Genomic DNA, 18,971 nt, shown 5'->3' on the forward strand with positions numbered 1-18,971 from the left:
CCGTTTATACTATCTAATCACAACCAAGCGCACGCGGTAAATATCCTGTCATCCCGGGCAGACGCATCTGCCCAGGCAGACCTATCTGCCCCGGCCAGACCTGTCCTGCACAGGCGGACTTGTTTACCTGGCCCCACCCCGACATCGGAAGGAAGACGAGATGGAGATCAAGCGAAGCGGTTCGCAGCCTTCGGCCAAGGGACCGGCCGACTGGTTCACCGGCAGCGTGCGTGTCGACCCACTATTTGCCGTGGCCAGCCCCGCACGCGCGGCTGGCGCCAGCGTCACCTTCGAGCCTGGCGCCCGCACCGCCTGGCATACCCATCCTCTCGGCCAGACGCTGATCGTCACGTCGGGCTGCGGTCGCGTGCAGCGCGAAGGCGGCCCCGTCGAGGAGATCCGGGCTGGCGACGTCGTCTGCTTCGCACCGGCTGAACGCCATTGGCACGGCGCATCGCCGACGACGGCGATGACCCATATCGCCATCCAGGAACAGCTCGACGGCAAGGTCGTCGACTGGATGGAGCATGTCACCGACACGCAATACCAAGGCTAGAAAAGGAAACTTCTATGCAGAAACGTGAACTTGGAAAGAGCGGACTTCATGTCTCGGCTATCGGTCTCGGCTGCATGGGGCTGAGTTACGGCTATGGCCCGGCGACAGATATTCAGGAAGCGACCGCACTGATCCGCCGCGCGTTCGAACGTGGCGTGACCTTCTTCGACACGGCCGAGGCCTATGGTCCCTATAAGAATGAAGAGCTTCTGGGAGAGGCGCTGGCACCCTTCCGCGACGAGGTGGTGATCGCCACGAAATTCGGCTTCAACTTCGATGCCAATGGCGGCCAGAGCGGCATGAACAGCCGGCCGGAGCAGATCCGCGCAGTCGCCGACCAGGCGCTGAAGCGTTTGAAGACCGATGTCATCGATCTCTTCTACCAGCATCGCGTCGACCCCGATGTTCCGATCGAGGATGTCGCCGGCACGGTCAAGGCGTTGATCGCCGAGGGCAAGGTCAGGCATTTCGGTCTCTCGGAAGCCGGCGCCCAGACGACCCGCCGCGCCCATGCCGTCCAGCCGGTGGCGGCGTTGCAGAGTGAATATTCGCTATGGTGGCGCGAACCCGAGCAGGAAATCCTGCCGATGCTAGAAGAGCTCGGCATCGGTTTCGTGCCCTTCAGCCCGCTCGGCAAGGGCTTCCTCACCGGCGCGATCAGCGAAACGACGACCTTCGACAGCAAGGACTTCCGCAACATCGTGCCGCGCTTTTCTCAGGAAGCGCGAAAGGCCAATCAGGCGCTCGTCGATCTCCTCGCCGAAATCGCCGCCCGCAAGAAGGCCACCTCCGCACAGGTGGCTCTCGTATGGCTGCTGGCGCAAAAACCTTGGATCGTGCCGATCCCCGGCACCACCAAGCTGCATCGCCTGGAGGAGAACATCCGGGCCGCCGAGGTCGAATTGACGGCCGAGGATCTCGGCAATATCGAAAGCGCGCTCGCCACCATCAAGGTGGAAGGCGATCGATATCCCGCGCATCTGCAGGCAAGGGTCAACCGCTGAGAAAAGAAACGGCCGCCATCGTTTGCGGTCGCTTCTTCATTGATCGCATCATCGTCTCGGCGCCGGCGCATTCTCCTGGAAAGCCGGGATCGCCTCGAGCCTGCCGACAATCTCCGCGATATTAGGCCACAGGGCGAGATCGAAGCCCATGCGCCGGGCGCTGATCGCCTGCGGGAAGAGAAAGATATCGGCAATACCCGGCCGGTCGCCGATGGCGAAGGCGCCTTGCCTGCGGCCGGCGATCGTCGTCTCCACAGCGGCCATTCCCTCGCCGACCCAGTGACGGCTCCAGGCGGCAATGGCATCGGCATCCGCCTGGAAGGCCGTTTTGAGGTGGAGGCCGATCCGCGGCGGCAGCAGCGCATGGATCTCGGCTGCGATTGCAAGCGCGATCGACCGCGCCAGCGCCCTGCCCTCCGTCGTGTCGGGCAGCAGCGGCGGTTCGGGGTGAAGCTCGTCGAGATATTCGACGATCGCCAGTGACTGGGTGATGAGGACGCCGCTGTCCGTCAGCAAGGCCGGCACCAGCCCTTGCGGATTGACGCTGCGATATCCGGCCTGCCGGCTTTCGGCATCTTCGCCGAGGATGGTCACCGGCAGTGTTTCCGCCGCCAATCCCTTCAGGGCGAGCGCGATGCGGACTCGCGATGTCGCCGAGGAAATTTCATTCTGATAGAGCTTCACGGGTCTTCTCCCTGGTGACTTAAAAGAGGGGCTGGAACGGCCGCTTGCTCCCCGGAAAACGATGCTGCCGTCACGAGGCCCGCTAGCGGCGAAGGCTCCTGCGAGCTTACGTCGTAGATGCAGGGCGCGGCGAAGACCGCCGCTCCCAGAATGCAGATGATCATCAATCTCACCAGATCCTCCATCGGCGAGGCCCGGTCGGCCTCGTCCTGTTTGCTTTCAGCTCCTGTCCATTGCCCGCCGCAGCCAATGGCCTTCGGCGGGCAATGTATTCGTCAGGCAACGCTCAATTCGACATGGATATTGCCGCGTGTAGCCTTCGAGTAGGGGCAGGTCTGGTGAGCGTCTTCAATGAGTGCTCTTGCCACATCCGCTTCGATCCCCGGCAGGCTGACCTTGAGACGGGCCTGCAGGAAATAGCCGCCATCGGCCGTCCCCAAATCGACCTCGGTGTCGACGGCAAGGTCGGCGGGGAGCCTGACCTTTTGATTGGCCGCGGCAAAGCCGATCGCGCCGATGAAGCAGGCAGACCAGCCGGCGGCGAAAAGCTGTTCGGGATTGGTGCCGGCGCGGTTGCTGCCCGGAGGCGAAAGCTTGATCTCCAACTGGCCATCGTCGCTGTGCGAAGCGCCATCGCGCCCGCCCGTCGTATGGGTCTTGCCGGTATAGAGAACCTTATCGATCTTTGTCATGGAACACTCCTTGTGTTGCGTCGCTCCAGGCGACTGGCCGCGTTGCGCGGCCGGGTTGACGGAGTGTGGTTTGACCGACGGATATATCCGCCATGTTTCCGAAATCGCCCGAAATGTCACGAAACGTAGCATCCGATATCGGGGACATCTTTATATACAAACATCTCGAAATTTTGCGACGACTGCCGATGTCAACGGATGGTGACTTCTGCTGCCAGTCCGCCGCCGGTGCGATTATAGAGCCGGAGCGCCCCGCCGATCTTGGCCGTCAGTTGCTGGGCGATCGCAAGACCGAGACCGGTGCCGCCGGTTTCCCGGTTGCGGGATTGTTCCAACCGGAAGAATGGCTGCATGGCGGCTTCCAGCATATCGTCCGGAATTCCCGGCCCGCGATCCATGACTGTGATGACGATATCGTTCTCGGCGCTGCGCTCGACGCTGATCTCGGCAGCACCAGCGAACTTCAGGGCATTGTCGATGAAGTTCGACAGGATTCGGCGAAGCGCATGCGGCTTGGTGAAGGCAGCGCCGTGAACCAGCCCGACGACGGTGACGGCCTTTCCGGTATCCTGGTAGTCATAGGCTATGCTGTCGATGAACGAGGCGAGATCGATCCGGGCGCTCTTCTCGCCGTTGCCATGCGCGCTGCGAGCATAGGCAATGCCATCCTGGACGAGACGCTGGATCTCGCCGAGATCATGCACCAGCTTGTCTTTCTCCGGCGACTCCTCCGCCATGTCGGCGCGCAGCCGCATGCGGGTGATCGGCGTCTGCAGGTCATGCGAGATTGCCGCCAGGATCTGGACGCGCTCTTCGAGGTAAAGGGCAATCCTCTCCCGCATCGCGTTGAACGCCCTTGCCGCATGCGCGACCTCGCTCGGCCCCGCCTCGCTCAGGGCCGGACCGTCCTTGTTCGGGTCGAGAGCATCGGCGGCGGCGGCAAGCTCGCCGAGCGGCCGGATCGCCTGGCGAACCGCAAACCAGGTGCAGAGGATCAGCAGAGCCATCTGGACGATAAAGACATAAGGCAGCCATGCGGCAATCGGCATGACGCCCTTCGGCGTGACGTCAATCGTCAAGGGGCTTCCGTCGGTCAGCGTCAGATGCGCCTGCAGCCGGTTCACATCGCCTGGAATCCGTTCGATCCGGATTGGAAAGCGGTGCCCGATAGCCTGCTCGATCTTTCCTGAGATTTCCGCCCCTTTGCTTGACGTGTCAGGCACGCCGGGAAGGCCGGGTCCGAGCACGAAACGGTAATTGCCGCGGCTCAGCCGATCGAGCAGGTCGCCGCGCTCACCTGGAGGAAGCCGATCGAGAACGGCAATCGATGTTGCCACATCGTTTTCCAGCGTGCCGAGCATCACCGCCTTGGCCGACATGTACCGCTCCATATAGAGCACACTGAAAGACAGCCCGTAGGCCAAGGCCAGTCCGATCAGCAGGATCAGGAAGATCCGCGACCGCAACGTGCTCGGCCACGTCAGGCCCGAAGGCAAGGGGATTGCCGCCTTCATTGGCGCGGCTCCGATATTTCGACGGGAACCGAAAACACATAGCCTTCGCTGCGTACCGTCTTGATATAGGTCGGTTCGCGCGCATCGTCACCCAGCCGCTGACGCAGGCGGCTGACCAAGAGATCAATCGAGCGATCGAAGAGATCAGCGTCGCGGCCCTGTGTCAGGCTCAGAAGCTGGTCGCGATTGAGCACACGTTGCGGGTGATCGATGAAGACACGGAGCAGACGGTATTCGGCCCCGCTCAGCGCAATCGCGGTCCCTTCCCTGTCGAGAAGGTGCCGGGCGACAGTATCGAGCCGCCAGTCACCGAAAGTCAGCAACTGTCCGGCCTCGCTGATCTGCAGGTTGGGCGGCAGCATCCGCGTCCGCCGCAGCACCGCCTTGATGCGGGCGAGAAGCTCACGCGCGGCAAAGGGCTTGGGAAGATAGTCGTCGGCGCCCATCTCCAGCCCGAGGATCCTGTCCATCTCGTCGGTGCGGGCCGTCAGCATCAGGATCGGGATCGCCTTGTGCCGTCCGGCGCGCAGTTCGCGGCACAGCACCAGCCCATCGTCACCGGGCATCATCACATCGAGCACGATCAGGTCGACCGCATTGGCCTCGATAAAGCTGCGCATCTGGCGCCCGTCCGCAGCCACGCTTGTCCTCAAACCGTTCTTCTGCAGATAGCCCGAGACCAGCTCGCGGATTTCGCGATCGTCATCGACGATCAGGATGTGATCGACATGATCCATATTTCCCGGTTCCTTACCGATAGAAGCGGCCGCGCCCTCCACCCCATACGAGGCGGTTGACACGACCTACACATATTCCGCCGGCCGGAGCAACGAGGCCCTGCAGCCCGATACCGTCGGCTTAAAAGCGATCGACGTCTATGACAGCCTGCGCGAAGGCCTGAGGCGCCTCCTGAGGCAAATTGTGGCCGATGCCGCCGCCGATGGTGCGATGCTCGTATTTGCCGGAGAATTTTCCGGCGTAGGCGGAAGGCTGCGGATGCGGCGCACCGTTTGCATCGCCTTCCATGGTGATGGTCGGCACCGAAATGACAGGCGTTGCGGCGAGAGTCGTCTCGTAGGCATCGTACTTTGCCTCGCCTTCGACAAGCCCCAGGCGCCAGCGATAATTGTGAATGACGATGGCGACGTGATCGGGATTGTCGAAGGCAGCGGCCGACCTGTCGAATGTCGCATCGTCGAAGTTCCACTTCGGCGATGCCGTCTGCCAGATGAGCTTTGCGAAATCATGCGTGTTGCTCTCGTATCCCTGACGACCGCGTTCGGTGGCGAAATAGAACTGGTACCACCAGGCGAGTTCGGCTTTCGGCGGAAGCGGCTTCTTGTTGGCCTCCTGGCTGCCGATCAGGTAGCCGCTCACCGATACCATCGCCTTGCAGCGCTCGGGCCAGAGCGCCGCCATGATGTTGGCGGTCCGCCCGCCCCAGTCATAGCCCGCAATGACAGCTTTCTCGATATCGAGCGCATCGAGCAGCGCGATCATATCGGCGGCGAGCGCTGACGGCTGGCCGTTGCGCGGCGTCTGCTCGTCCAGGAAGCGGGTCGTCCCGTAACCGCGCAGATAAGGCACAATCACCCTGTAGCCCGCCGAGGCAAGCAGCGGTGCGACATCGACGAAACTATAGATGTCATAGGGCCAGCCATGCAGCAGCAATACGACAGGGGCATCCGCCTTTCCCGCCTCGGCATAACCGATGTCGAGCACGCCTGCCTTGACCTGCTTCAGCGCTTCGAAGGACGTGTTGGTTCCGGGCTTTATAGCTGGCACCGAAGCGGCCGTCGCAGACGACTGGGCGGCGGCGGTGCCGGCCACGCCGAATTCGACCGCCGCAAGGGCGATTGCCGTCATGCCGAAGAAACGGCGGCGGTGATGGTTGATTTGCTCGGACATCGGTCTCTCCTGTCGAATGGATCACGGTGCTGATATGACGTTGGGCTTGTATCCCCCATATGTCACAAGCCGTCGGTTTTGAATGCGGATGTAGTTTCCGGCCGCCGGGATACATTCTGATACAATCGCGCCGACGGAGTAAAGCATCGCACCGCCAGCAGCCATTTCGCCGCGGCCCACCGCCGGGACGGCAGTTTGTATCGCTTTGTATCGCCCGCCCCCGACCGCAATAGTTCGGTACATTTCCCCGCGAAACCGGACACATCGGGGATACGTCCGCACGGCCATATCCCCGCCGTTGCTGGTTCAGGCCCCATCGCCGTCCAGAGCCCGATCAATCGGTTCAAAGGAAACGATGATGACACTTCTGATCATTGCCTATCTCGGAGGCGCGCTGACCATCCTCAGCCCCTGCATCCTCCCCATCCTCCCCTTCGTCTTCGCCCGTGCCGGACAGCCCTTCGTCAGGAGCACGCTGCCCATGCTGGCGGGCATGGCTGCCACCTTCGCGCTGGTCGCCACGCTTGCCGCAGTCGGCGGCAGCTGGGCCATTCGCGCCAATGAATATGGCCGCCTTGCCGCCATCGTCCTGCTTGCGCTCTTCGGCGTGAGCCTGCTTTCGCCGCGCTTTGCAAGCACGCTTGCCCGGCCGGTCGTCGACCTTGGCAACAATCTTATGAACGCCAGCGGCGGCGGGCGCGGCACCACGACCGTGAAGAATGCGCTTCTTCTCGGCGTCGCCACCGGACTGCTCTGGGCGCCCTGCGCCGGTCCGATCCTCGGCCTGGTGCTGACCGGCGCCGCATTACAGGGCGCCAATCTGCAAACGACCTTCCTGCTGATCGCTTATGCTGCTGGTGCTGCAAGTTCGCTTGCCGTCGCCCTGCTGGTCGGTGGCAAGCTCTTCGCCGCCATGAAGCGTTCCCTCGGCCTTGGTGACCGGATTCGCCAGGTGCTCGGCGCAGCCGTGTTGGCGGGTGTCGCCGTCATCGCCCTTGGACTGGATACCACCCTGCTGGCGCGGATTTCCTATGCCAGCACCGCGTCCCTGGAACAGGCCGTTCTTGACAGGCTGCATGCGAAGCCCTTGGGCGGCGCATCCTCAGAGGTAGCGAGCAACGACGTGATGATTGCGGCCGCCGATGCAAAGCAGCCTTTCCGCAGCGATCTGCCCATCGAAGGCCATGCGCCGTCGCTTGGCGGTGCGGTCGAATGGCTGAACTCCAAGCCGCTGACATCAGAGCAGTTGCAGGGTAAAGTGGTCCTCGTCGACTTCTGGACCTATTCCTGCATCAACTGCATTCGCACCATCCCTTATGTCAGGGCCTGGGCGGAAAAATACGCCGATCAAGGCCTCGTGGTGATCGGCGTCCACGCCCCGGAATTTGCCTTCGAGAAGAAGATCGACAACGTCAAAAGCGCAATCGACGATTTCAAGATCGGCTATCCCGTTGCGATCGACAATGATTACAAAATCTGGCGCGCTTTCGAAAACAGCTACTGGCCGGCCGCCTATCTGATCGATGCCAAGGGCCAGATCCGCTACCATCATTTCGGTGAAGGCAATTACGGCAGGACCGAAAAGGCCATTCAGGACCTGTTGCGCGAGGCCGGCAGCCAAACAACGGCAAGCGCGCCAGTCGCGCCGGATGCCAAGGGCGTGGAAGCAGGCCCGGATCTCCGCAATATCCGCTCCGGCGAGACCTATCTCGGCTACGAACAGGCGGCGAATTTCGCCTCTCCGGAAGGGCTGCAGGCTGACATGGCACAAAACTATACGGTCGGCGAACCCGGTCTCAACGGCTGGGGCCTGTCCGGAAGCTGGGTCGTCGGCCGGGATCAGGCGACGCTTGATCAGCCGGGCGGCGGCATCACTTATCGCTTCAGCGCCCGCGATCTGCATCTCGTTCTCGGGCCTGGTGCCGGCGGCAAACCGATCCGCTTCCAGGTGAAGATCGACGGCAAGATGCCGGGGCCTGACCACGGTGCAGACATCGATGCCGACGGCAACGGCACGGTGACCGCGACGAGGCTTTACCAGCTTGTCCGCCAGTCCGGCCCGGTCGTCGCCCGCAATTTCGAAATCCGCTTCCTCGACCCCGGGGTGCAGGCCTACGCCTTCACATTCGGCTGAACCTGAAACGCATCAATATCCCGATCATCAACAATGACCAAAGGAGTGATAGTCATGAACAAACGTCTTCTTTTCACGGCAGCGCTTGCATTTGCCACCACCGCCATCGCGTTCGCAGCAGAGGCTGCCGCGGTCAAGAACATCGTGATCGTCCACGGCGCGCTGGCCGACGGCTCGGGATGGCGCAAGGCGACGGAGATTCTCGAGAATCGCGGCTTCAACGTCACCATCGTCCAGCAGCCCATTACCTCTCTCGACGACGATGTGGCGGCGACCAAGCGGGTTCTCGACCTTCAGGACGGACCGGTCCTGCTCGTCGGCCACAGCTACGGCGGCATGGTCATCACCGAAGCCGGCAACGATCCCGCGGTCGCGGGCCTGGTCTATGTCGCGGCATTCCAGCCCGACAAGGGAGAAAGTCTGCTGAGCCTCGCCAGCTCGAAACCCGCAGGCAGCATGGATATAAAGGAAACGAAGGACGGCAAATACCTCTATCTCGATCCGGGCGCCTTCGCCGCGGCTTTCGCAGCCGACCTTCCGCAAGCCGAAGCCGATTTCATGGCAAAGTCACAGGTCTTCGCCTCGAAGCAGGCATTCTCCACCAAGATCACTCAGCCGGCATGGCGGACGAAGAAAAGCTGGTCGATCGTCGCCACCGAGGATCGCTCTATCAACCCCGATCTGGAGCGTGACATGGCAAAACGCGCCGGCAGCGAAGTGACCGAGATAAAGGCCAGCCACGCCGTCTTCGCCTCCCAACCGGAAAAGGTTGCCGATGCGATCGAAACGGCAGCAAGGAAAGCTGGCGAGTAGCGCGCAGCCAGGAATGTTCCTAAGCATGAAGCCTCTGGTCGGACGCCCGCCCGGCCAGAGGCGTGAGAAGTCGCGGCCGGCCAAGAATGTCGATCTCGTCGTCACCCGCCTCCCCGCAGCCGAAGTCGGGCCACCATCCATGCAATTTTGTGACTATTCCATCAAAAAATGGAAGATAAGTCACAAATTCTCATTTCAAATTGCCGGGTTTCCCTATAAAATAATTGAGATGATATGCCATGTTGCGCGCAACCGGCTGGTGCAGAAGCTGTATCTCAGCGCAAATGCCGAATCGTAGGTCGAGGACAACCGAGATGGGAATGGCAGTTCCTTGTTAAATTTTCATCAAAACACTATTCCAGAGTAAACGATAAGGGAGACATGCGGTATGGATAGTCGCAGGGGCCGGCGCATCGCAGTCTTATCCGAGGCCCTTTCACAACATCGCATTCTGCACATCAAGAATGCTGCCGAGATCCTGGGCGTCTCAGAGATGACGGTGCGACGTGATGTCAGCGCCAATGCAGGCCAGTTCGCCTTCCTCGGCGGCCATATCGTCCCGGCTGTCGAAACGGAAAACGATCCCTATGAAATTTCCAAGGCAGCCGACAGTCATGCCGCTGCAAAACGGCTAGTTTGCCAGCAAGCCATTGATTACATTCACCATGATGATACGGTGTTTTTCGATTGCGGCACCACCTTGCCCTATCTGGTCGATCTTCTCCCAGACCGGATTCACATAACGGCGATCTGTTACGCCATGAATGTCGCCGATCGTCTGACCCGAAAACCCAACGTTCGCCTTGTTATGCTCGGTGGTCTTTACCACCCAGCATCGGCCAGCTTTTCCGGTGCCTCGGGGCTGGAAATGCTCGATCAGCTTGTGATCAACGTGGCATTTCTTTCTGCAGCGGGTGTCGATGCCCGGCGTGGCGCGACCTGCGCGCATTTTCACGAAGCGGAGATCAAGAAAAAGGCGATGTCCCGGGCACGAAAGAATATTCTTCTCGCCGATAGTAGCAAAATCGGCAAGCTCAAGCCGGCCTTTTTCAGCGACATGAAGTCGTTCGATGTGGTCATCACCGAAAACGGCATGAACGATTTCGACTGAGAAATCGGTATTTTTTCCGCGTCTGTCGAAATCTAACTTGACGCGACGGCAAGCTGGTGCAAGTCTCACAAATAATGAAAAAAAAATCACATTTGAGTTGGTTGTGAAGACCGTCTTCCGCTGCGTGCTTTTGCACTAACAGCAACAGGATCTTCATGCTCTGCCCGGGAGGATTCTATTTGGAAACCGTTGCTGTTCACAATGCGGCAAACGCCCCCTCGCAATCGCCGGAGCGCACCCATAACCGGCCGCGCAATGCCGGTATGGAACTCGATCTGTCGTGGGTGCTTGACACCCGGGTCAACCTGTCTGCCACCGAGCGCCGCGTAGCCTCGCTTCCCGGACGCCGGACCGTCAAAAAAGACGCACAGGCGGCTTGGCTCCTGAAGGCGGTGACCTGCATCGATCTGACGACGTTGAACGGCGACGATACTCCCGAGCGCGTCAAGCGGTTATGCGCGAAGGCGATGAACCCGGTACGCGCCGACATTCTGGATTCGCTTGGCATGAGCGGCCGTTCGATCACCACCGGCGCCATCTGCGTCTACCATCGTTTTGTTGCAACGGCCGTCGAGGCACTCGGGGATTCCGGCATTCCGGTCGCCGCGGTTTCGACCGGTTTCCCCGCCGGCCTCAGCCCACACCACCTCAAGGTCAAGGAAATCGAGGCATCGGTTGCCGATGGCGCGAGCGAAATCGACATCGTCATCACCCGCGAGCATGTGCTGACCGGCAACTGGACGGCGCTCTACGAGGAAATGAAAGAATATCGCGCCGCCTGCGGTGATGCGCATGTCAAGGCCATTCTGGCGACCGGCGACCTGAAGACGCTCCGCAATGTCGCCAAAGCCTCGCTGGTCTGCATGATGGCGGGAGCCGATTTCATCAAGACCTCGACCGGCAAGGAAGGCGTCAATGCGACGCTGGCCGTGACATTGACCATGCTGCGGGCGATCCGCGCCTATTATGAGCGCACCGGCATCAAGATCGGCTACAAGCCGGCCGGTGGCATTTCCGCGGCGAAGGACGTGTTGAACTACCAGTTTCTGATGAAGGACGAACTGGGGCGCGAGTGGCTGGAGCCCGATCTCTTCCGCATCGGCGCATCGAGCTTGCTTGCGGATATCGAGCGGCAGCTGGAGCATCACGTCACCGGTGCCTATTCGGCCCTCAACAGACACCCGATTGGATGATCCAGATGACCGTTGCAAAGTATTTCGACGAAATGTCCTACGGCCCCGCCCCTGAATCCGATATCGAAGCTCGCGACTGGCTGGCGCGCCACGCTTCCGGTTTCGGTCACTTCATCGATGGCGCGTTCGTGCCCTCCGTGTCGGGCAAGAGCTTCGACACGTTCGAGCCAGCCACCGGCAAGGTCCTGGCGAAGCTCGCCAGCGGCGGCGCGGCGGATGTGGACAATGCGGTTGCTGCGGCCCGCAAGGCACAGGCGTCATGGGCGCGATTGCCAGGCCACGCGCGGGCGCGCCATCTCTATGCGCTTGCCCGGATGATCCAGCGCCATGCGCGTCTGATTGCCGTGGTCGAGGCAATCGACAACGGCAAGCCGATCCGGGAAACCCGCGATCTCGACGTGCCGCTGGCCGCCCGTCATTTCTATCATCACGCCGGATGGGCGCAGATCCAGGACACGGAATTTGCCGATCATGTGCCGGTGGGCGTCGTCGGCCAGATCATCCCGTGGAATTTCCCATTCCTGATGCTGGCCTGGAAAGTGGCGCCGGCTTTGGCGCTCGGCAACGCCGTCATCCTGAAGCCTGCCGAATTCACGTCGCTGACGGCGCTTCTCTTTGCCGAACTGGCATCTGCGGCGGGCCTTCCGCCGGGCGTGCTCAATATCGTGACGGGAGAAGGCGAAACAGGCGCGCTGCTCGTCGGGCATGAGGATATCGACAAAATCGCTTTTACCGGATCGACCGAAGTCGGGCGCATTATTCGCGAGCGTACCGCAGGCAGCGGCAAATCATTGACGCTCGAACTCGGCGGCAAGTCACCTTTCGTCGTTTTTGACGACGCCGATATCGACGGCGCCGTGGAAGGCGTGGTCGACGCGATCTGGTTCAATCAGGGACAGGTCTGCTGCGCCGGTTCGCGGCTTCTGATCCAGGAAGGCGTTGCCGATCTTTTCCACGAGCGGCTGAAGCGCCGCATGCAGACATTGCGGGTCGGTCAGCCTTTGGACAAGTGCATCGATATGGGTGCGATCATCGCACCCGTGCAATTGACGCGTATCGAAACCCTGGTGAAAAAGGGAGTTTCAGAAGGCGCGACGCTGCATCAGGCTAAGATCGACCTGCCGAAAGGCGGCAGCTTCTACCCGCCGACGCTTCTGAGCGGCGTGCAGCCGACATCGATCGTCGCGACCGAGGAAATCTTCGGGCCGGTTGCGGTCTCCATGACTTTTCGCACACCGGAAGAGGCTATCCAGCTTGCCAATCACACCCGCTACGGCCTCGCCGCGAGCGTCTGGAGCGAGACGATCGGCTTGGCGCTGAACGTTGCGGCAAAGCTCGCAGCCGGCGTGGTCTGGGTGAATGCCACCAATCTTTTCGATGCCGCCGTCGGTTTTGGCGGCAAGCGTGAATCCGGATTCGGCCGCGAAGGCGGACGCGAAGGTTGCTACGAATATCTGAAGCCGAAGGCTTGGGTCGGTCGCAAGGCGCGCGCAGCAATGCCCGCACTTTCGCAAGTAAAGCCGGTTGCCGGCGATTTTGCCCTGCCAAGCATCGACCGGACGGCAAAGCTCTTCATCGGCGGCAAGCAGGCACGCCCGGACGGCAATTATTCCCGGGTCATCGCCTCACCCAAGGGCAAGGCGATCGGGGAGGTCGGCGAAGGCAACCGCAAGGACATCCGCAATGCAGTGGTTGCCGCGCAGGCCGCCTCCGGCTGGTCGAATGCGACCGCTCATAACCGCGCCCAGATTCTCTATTACATCGCCGAAAACCTCAGTGGCCGCGCCGACGAGTTCGCCTCGCGGATAACAGCGATGACCGGAGCTTCCGCAGCCAATGCAAACGCCGAGGTCGACGCCGCGATTTCGCGTCTCTTCACCTACGCAGCCTGGGCGGACAAATATGAAGGCGGCATTCACCAGCCGCCGCTTCGCGGCGTTGCGCTGGCCATGCCGGAAGCCATCGGCGTGGTTGGCGTCATTTGCCCGCCGGAAGCGCCGCTGCTCGGCTTTATCAGTCTGGTTGCGCCGTTGATTGCCACCGGCAATCGTGTCGTCGCTGTGCCGAGTGAGCCTTTCCCGCTTTCGGCGACGGATTTCTATTCCGTTCTGGAAACGTCGGATCTGCCTGCTGGTGTCGTCAATATCGTCACCGGGTCGGCGATGGAACTGGCAAAGATCCTTGCCGCGCACAATGACGTTGATGCGTTGTGGGCCTTCGGCTCGGCGGAACTTTCGACGACGGTGGAGAAGCTGTCTTCGGGCAATCTCAAGCGAACCTTCGTGGACAATGGCAAGGCGACGGACTGGATGGACAGATCCGCCGCCGAAGGCGCGCTATACCTTCGCCGCGCTGTGGATGTGAAGAATATCTGGATCCCCTACGGAGAATAAGGGATCCAACTCTGGTCATCCGGGCGGGAGGAGAACCGCTCCGGCAGGCGAGAACCACGGAATTTGAGGGAATCGCAGAGCTGTAACGGCGCTGCGGTTATCGGGCGCTGTTTTGCGGCAGGAGGTGCTGCGAAATGGTGCAATTAAGGGAGGACTTCATGCTGAAGAATATCGATCCGGCTCTGAATGCCGATGTGCTGCACGCACTCCGGTCCATGGGGCATGGCGACACGCTCGTCGTTTCCGACACTAATTTTCCTTCGGATGCGATTGCCCGGCAAACGGTGCTCGGCAAGCTGTTGCGCATAGACAATGTGTCCTCTGCCCGCGCCATCAAAGCTATTCTTTCGGTAATGCCGCTGGATACGCCGCTGCAGCCGTCTGCCGGGCGAATGGAAATCATGGGCGCGCCGGACGAGATCCCTCCAGTGCAGCAGCAAGTCCAGGCCGTGATCGACGGCGCCGAGGGCAAGCCGGCGCCGATGTATGGCATCGAGCGTTTCGCCTTCTATGAGGAAGCCAAAAAGGCCTATTGCGTCATCACCACGGGCGAAAACCGCTTCTACGGCTGCTTCCTGTTCACCAAAGGCGTGATTCCGCCGGAAACCGTATGAGGGGAAACGAAATGAAGGTGGGTGTTTCGATCCTCGGGATTTTCGTCGCCGACACGGCTTATCTGGCTAAGCGCATGCCAAACATTGGCGAAACCATCACCGGGACCGGTTTTGCGGTAGGCCCAGGCGGCAAGGGCTCCAACCAGGCTGTCGCTGCTGCCCGCGCCGGCGGAACAGTCTCCTTCATCTCGAAGATCGGCCGCGACACATTCGGCGACATGGCCCTGAAGTCCTATGCGGAAGCAGGCGTGACGCCGAAGGTCGTACAGATGGACGATATGCCGACCGGCGCTGCCTTCATCTACGTCAATGACGGTAACGGCGACAATGCGATTATCGTCTATCCAGGTGCCGCAGGCACCATAGGCGTTGGTGATGTTGAGGCGGCACGCGAAACCATCGAGCAATCGGCTGTTTTCGTGACCCAGCTCGAACAACCGGCTGAAGCGGCGCAGCGCGCCCTCGAAATCGCCCATGCGGCCGGCGTTACCACTGTTTTCAATCCAGCGCCGGCCGAGCCGTTTCCGGACACGATCTATCCGCTCTGTGACTATATCGTGCCAAACGAAACCGAAGCGGCCGCCATCGTCGGTTTTCCGCTCGACACGCTCGACGACGCCAGACGGGCTGGCGACGCCTTCCTTGCCAAGGGCGTGAAAGCCGCGCTGATCACACTGGGTGGTCGCGGTGTGCTGTATCATACGGCCGGCCAATCGGTTCATGTTCCGGCGGTCTCGTCGGGAGCGGTCATCGATACCACCGGCGCCGGCGATGCATTTGTCGGCGGCTTCTCGGCAGCGCTCTCGCGGGGCGCTAGTCCGGTCGAGGCCGTGCGTTTCGGCTGCGCGACCGCCGGTATTGCGGTGACGCGGCGCGGTACCGCGCCGGCAATGCCGACGATCGAGGAAATCGAGGCGCTTCTCCAGAAAGGAAGCGCGGCATGACCCGCAACGATCCGATCAAACACGTCTTCATCTGGCCGGCGTTGCTGATCGTGCTGGTGATCTCGATCTTCCCGCTGATCTATTCGCTGACCACCAGCTTCATGAGCCTGCGGCTCGTCCCGCCGATCCCCGCGCGTTTCGTCGGCTTCGGCAATTATACGGAACTGCTTCAGAATCCGCGCTTCTGGAATGTCGCCTGGACGACGACGATCATCGCTTTTGTCGCGGTGACGCTGCAGTATGTCATCGGTTTTTCCGTGGCGCTGGCGCTCAACCGTCGCGTGCCCGGCGAAGGTTTGTTTCGGGTCAGCTTCCTGGTGCCGATGCTGGTGGCGCCCGTTGCTGTTGCACTCATTGCCCGCCAGATCCTCAATCCCACGATGGGCCCGCTCAATGAGTTGATGACCGCTTTCGGCTTTCCGAATCTGCCATTTCTGACGCAGACCAGATGGGCTATCGGCGCCATCATTTCCGTCGAAGTGTGGCAGTGGACACCCTTCGTCATCCTTATGCTTCTTGCCGGGTTGCAAACCCTGCCGGAGGACGTCTACGAGGCTGCCGCGCTTGAAAATGCCAGCCCCTGGCAGCAGTTCTGGGGGATCACTTTCCCGATGATGCTGCCGATTTCGGTGGCTGTGGTCTTCATCCGCCTCATCGAGAGCTACAAGATCATCGACACGGTATTCGTCATGACAGGCGGTGGGCCCGGCATTTCGACCGAAACGCTCACTTTGTTCGCGTATCAGGAGGGCTTCAAGAAGTTCAACCTCGGCTACACCTCCGCCCTGTCCTTCCTGTTCCTGATCGTCATCACCGTCATCGGGCTCGTCTATCTCGCCATCCTGAAGCCCTATCTGGAGAAGCACAAATGAGCGTTCGTGACCTCAAAGGATCCGGCCGCTGGTGGGCGCTCGCAGGCTGCCTGCTCTGGCTGGCCTTCACCTTCTTTCCGCTTTACTGGGTCGCGATCACCTCGTTCAAGTCGCCGCTTGGCGTCGTCGGCGGGCCGACCTATATTCCATTTGTCGACTTCGACCCGACGCTGACAGCCTGGAGCGAGCTTCTGTCGGGCGCGCGCGGCCAGTTCTACAACACCTTCATCGCCTCCACGATCGTCGGGCTTTCCGCATCGGTGCTGGCCACCTTCATCGGATCGATGGCAGCCTATGCGCTGGTGCGCTTCACCTTCGAGGTCAAGCTGCTGTCCGGCGTGATTTTCGTCGTTGTTGCCTTCGGCGGATATCTGCTTGGTCGTCATGTGCTGGGTTACGGGCAGGCTGTTTCGCTGATCTTTGCCTTTGTTGCAGCGCTTGCGCTCGCCATCGGCTCCAGCCGTATCAAGCTTCCAGGGCCGGTCCTCGGCAATGACGATATCGTCTTCTGGTTTGTGAGCCAGCGCATGTTTCCGCCGATCGTCGCCGCCTTTGCCTTGTTCCTGATGTATACGGAAATGGGCAAGTTGGGGTTCAAGCTGGTGGACACTTATACAGGCCTCACCTTCGCCTATGTCGCCTTCTCGCTGCCGATCGTGATCTGGCTGATGCGCGATTTCTTTGCGGCGCTGCCGGTTGAAGTCGAAGAGGCGGCGATGGTCGACAATGTGCCGTCGTGGAGAATTTTCTTCGGTATCGTCCTGCCCATGTCCAAGCCGGGCCTGATCGCGACATTCATGATCACCCTCGCCTTCGTCTGGAACGAGTTCCTGTTCGCACTCTTCCTGACCAGTTCCAAATGGCAGACGCTTCCCATTCTCGTCGCAGGGCAAAACAGCCAGCGCGGCGACGAGTGGTGGTCGATATCGGCAGCCGCCCTGGTCGCGATCATACCCATGGTCGTCATGGCGGGCATTTTGAGCAGGCTGATGCGGTCCGGCCTGCTTTTGGGAGCAATAAAGTGACCGTTCGACAAGCCTAGTCATTGTTCAATTCCGGGGAGGAAAACATGAGAAGATTACTACTGAGTTCAACGGCCGCAGTACTGCTTGCTGCGGCGGGCACAACATCCGCGCTCGCATGCGAACCGGACTACACCGGTGTCACCCTCACGGCCACGACGCAGACGGGACCTTACATCGCTTCTGCGCTGCAACTCGCGGCCAAGGGCTGGGAGGAAAAGACCTGCGGCAAGGTGAATGTGGTGGAATTTCCGTGGTCGGAACTCTATCCCAAGATCGTCACCTCGCTGACCTCGGGCGAAGACACGTTCGACGTGGTCGCCTTCGCACCGGCCTGGGCGCCGGACTTCACTGATTTTCTCTCGGAAATGCCCAAGGCGATGCAATCGGGTGCCGATTGGGACGACATCGCCCCGGTTTACCGCGAGCAACTGATGGTCTGGAACGGCAAAGTGCTGTCACAGACCATGGACGGTGACGCTCATACCTATACCTACCGCATCGACCTTTTCGAGAACGCCGACAACCAGAAAGCCTTCAAGGCAAAGTATGGTCATGATCTCGCGCCGCCGAAAACCTGGAAGGAATATCTCGATATCGCCGAGTTCTTCCAGCAACCGGACAAGGGCCTCTGGGGCACGGCGGAAGCCTTTCGCCGTGGTGGCCAGCAATTCTGGTTCCTGTTCAGCCATGTTGCCGGCTACACAAGCCATCCCGACAATCCCGGCGGCATGTTCTTCGATCCGGATACGATGGATGCGCAGGTCAACAATCCGGGCTGGGTACGCGGCCTGGAGGAATATATTCGCGCTTCGAAATTGGCGCCGCCAAATGCGCTGAACTTCTCGTTCGGCGAAGTGAACGCGGCCTTTGCCGGTGGCCAGGTCGCGGAATCGATCGGCTGGGGCGATACCGGCGTCATCGCCGCCGACCCGAAGCAGTCCAAGGTCGCCGGCAATGTCGGTTCGGCATCGCTGCCGGGCTCGGACGAGATCTGGAACTACAAGACCAAGAAGTGGGACAAGCAGCCCGATGTCGTCCAGACTTCCTTCATGGCCTTCGGCGGCTGGCAGGCGGCTGTTCCGTCGTCCTCCAAGAACCAGGAGGCGGCCTGGAACTATATCCAGTTCCTGACGAGCCCGGCAGTTTCCGGTCAGGCGGCGATCACCGGCGGCACAGGCGTCAATCCTTACCGTCTTTCGCACACGACAAATACGGAATTGTGGTCGAAGATATTCTCCGAGCGTGAGGCAAAGGAATATCTTGGAAGCCAGAAGGATGCGGTCACCGCCAAGAACACCGCACTCGACATGCGCCTGCCGGGCTATTTCTCCTATACGGAAATTCTCGAGATCGAGCTTTCCAAGGCATTGGCTGGAGAAGTCACGCCGCAGCAGGCGCTGGATACCGTGGCTGCCGGATGGAACAAGCTGACGGACGAGTTTGGCCGCGACAAGCAACTGGCAGCCTATCGTTCGTCGATGGGCCTGCCTGCGAAGTAAACCCATCCTCAACAC

At 60.8% G+C, this 18,971-nt stretch carries 18 protein-coding genes; 13 read left to right on the forward strand and 5 right to left on the reverse strand.

The genetic code is table 11. The features are described 5' to 3' along the window. Positions 1–160 precede the first annotated feature (160 nt). Positions 161–556, forward strand: a complete 396-nt coding sequence (locus OIU37_RS04175; RefSeq protein ID WP_182210069.1) for a cupin domain-containing protein — start codon at positions 161–163, stop codon at positions 554–556. 14 nt (positions 557–570) lie between these two features. Then, entirely contained in the window at positions 571–1,560 is a 990-nt protein-coding gene (locus OIU37_RS04180; RefSeq protein WP_264255900.1) for an aldo/keto reductase, read from the forward strand. Between the two features lie 48 nt (positions 1,561–1,608). On the opposite strand, the gene maiA is transcribed toward OIU37_RS04180, so the two are convergent. From maiA to OIU37_RS04205, 5 genes are all read right to left on the reverse strand, one after another. Continuing rightward, entirely contained in the window at positions 1,609–2,244 is a 636-nt protein-coding gene (gene maiA / locus OIU37_RS04185; protein WP_264255902.1) for a maleylacetoacetate isomerase, read from the reverse strand. 275 nt (positions 2,245–2,519) lie between these two features. Beyond that, positions 2,520–2,936, reverse strand: coding sequence for an organic hydroperoxide resistance protein (locus tag OIU37_RS04190; RefSeq protein ID WP_264255903.1), 417 nt, complete (start codon positions 2,934–2,936; stop codon positions 2,520–2,522). 191 nt (positions 2,937–3,127) lie between these two features. Next, the gene (locus tag OIU37_RS04195; protein ID WP_264255905.1) at positions 3,128–4,450 is read right to left on the reverse strand and encodes a HAMP domain-containing sensor histidine kinase; all 1,323 of its coding nucleotides are present in this window, start codon (positions 4,448–4,450) and stop codon (positions 3,128–3,130) included. Next, a complete protein-coding gene (locus tag OIU37_RS04200) occupies positions 4,447–5,187 on the reverse strand; it encodes a response regulator (RefSeq protein ID WP_180694934.1) in 741 nt (246 codons plus the stop codon). Before OIU37_RS04200 ends, OIU37_RS04195 begins: the two co-directional genes overlap by 4 nt. Before the next feature lie 121 nt (positions 5,188–5,308). Next, positions 5,309–6,358: an alpha/beta fold hydrolase gene (locus OIU37_RS04205; RefSeq protein WP_180694933.1), complete on the reverse strand. Its 1,050-nt coding sequence runs from the start codon at positions 6,356–6,358 to the stop codon at positions 5,309–5,311. Between the two features lie 358 nt (positions 6,359–6,716). On the opposite strand from OIU37_RS04205, the gene OIU37_RS04210 reads away from it, so the two are divergent. From OIU37_RS04210 to OIU37_RS04260, 11 genes are all read left to right on the forward strand, one after another. Continuing rightward, positions 6,717–8,492: a cytochrome c biogenesis protein DipZ gene (locus OIU37_RS04210; RefSeq protein WP_182210072.1), complete on the forward strand. Its 1,776-nt coding sequence runs from the start codon at positions 6,717–6,719 to the stop codon at positions 8,490–8,492. A 54-nt stretch (positions 8,493–8,546) separates the two neighbouring features. Continuing rightward, on the forward strand, positions 8,547–9,305 hold the full coding sequence (locus tag OIU37_RS04215) for an alpha/beta fold hydrolase (protein ID WP_180694931.1): 759 nt from the start codon (positions 8,547–8,549) through the stop codon (positions 9,303–9,305). A gap of 25 nt (positions 9,306–9,330) precedes the next feature. Then, positions 9,331–9,603: a hypothetical protein gene (locus OIU37_RS04220; protein WP_180694264.1), complete on the forward strand. Its 273-nt coding sequence runs from the start codon at positions 9,331–9,333 to the stop codon at positions 9,601–9,603. A gap of 90 nt (positions 9,604–9,693) precedes the next feature. After that, complete coding sequence (locus OIU37_RS04225) at positions 9,694–10,416, forward strand: DeoR family transcriptional regulator (protein WP_171602720.1); 723 nt, start codon at positions 9,694–9,696, stop codon at positions 10,414–10,416. A 179-nt stretch (positions 10,417–10,595) separates the two neighbouring features. Next, a complete protein-coding gene (gene deoC / locus OIU37_RS04230; RefSeq protein WP_180694930.1) occupies positions 10,596–11,609 on the forward strand; it encodes a deoxyribose-phosphate aldolase in 1,014 nt (337 codons plus the stop codon). Positions 11,610–11,614: 5 nt separating this feature from the next. After that, positions 11,615–14,002, forward strand: coding sequence for an aldehyde dehydrogenase family protein (locus OIU37_RS04235; protein ID WP_182210073.1), 2,388 nt, complete (start codon positions 11,615–11,617; stop codon positions 14,000–14,002). 158 nt (positions 14,003–14,160) lie between these two features. Next, positions 14,161–14,616: an RbsD/FucU family protein gene (locus tag OIU37_RS04240; RefSeq protein WP_264255910.1), complete on the forward strand. Its 456-nt coding sequence runs from the start codon at positions 14,161–14,163 to the stop codon at positions 14,614–14,616. Positions 14,617–14,627: 11 nt separating this feature from the next. Beyond that, positions 14,628–15,560, forward strand: a complete 933-nt coding sequence (rbsK, locus tag OIU37_RS04245; protein ID WP_264257445.1) for a ribokinase — start codon at positions 14,628–14,630, stop codon at positions 15,558–15,560. Continuing rightward, entirely contained in the window at positions 15,557–16,432 is an 876-nt protein-coding gene (locus OIU37_RS04250; RefSeq protein ID WP_171602725.1) for a carbohydrate ABC transporter permease, read from the forward strand. The genes rbsK and OIU37_RS04250 overlap by 4 nt, the downstream gene beginning before the upstream one ends. Beyond that, positions 16,429–17,457: a carbohydrate ABC transporter permease gene (locus tag OIU37_RS04255; RefSeq protein WP_171602726.1), complete on the forward strand. Its 1,029-nt coding sequence runs from the start codon at positions 16,429–16,431 to the stop codon at positions 17,455–17,457. Before OIU37_RS04250 ends, OIU37_RS04255 begins: the two co-directional genes overlap by 4 nt. A gap of 44 nt (positions 17,458–17,501) precedes the next feature. Beyond that, on the forward strand, positions 17,502–18,956 hold the full coding sequence (locus OIU37_RS04260; protein WP_171602727.1) for an ABC transporter substrate-binding protein: 1,455 nt from the start codon (positions 17,502–17,504) through the stop codon (positions 18,954–18,956). The last annotated feature ends 15 nt before the right edge of the window (positions 18,957–18,971 follow it).

Origin of the sequence: Rhizobium sp. BT-226, assembly GCF_025847085.2 — a bacterium.
Taxonomy (GTDB): Bacteria; Pseudomonadota; Alphaproteobacteria; order Rhizobiales; family Rhizobiaceae; genus Rhizobium; species Rhizobium sophorae.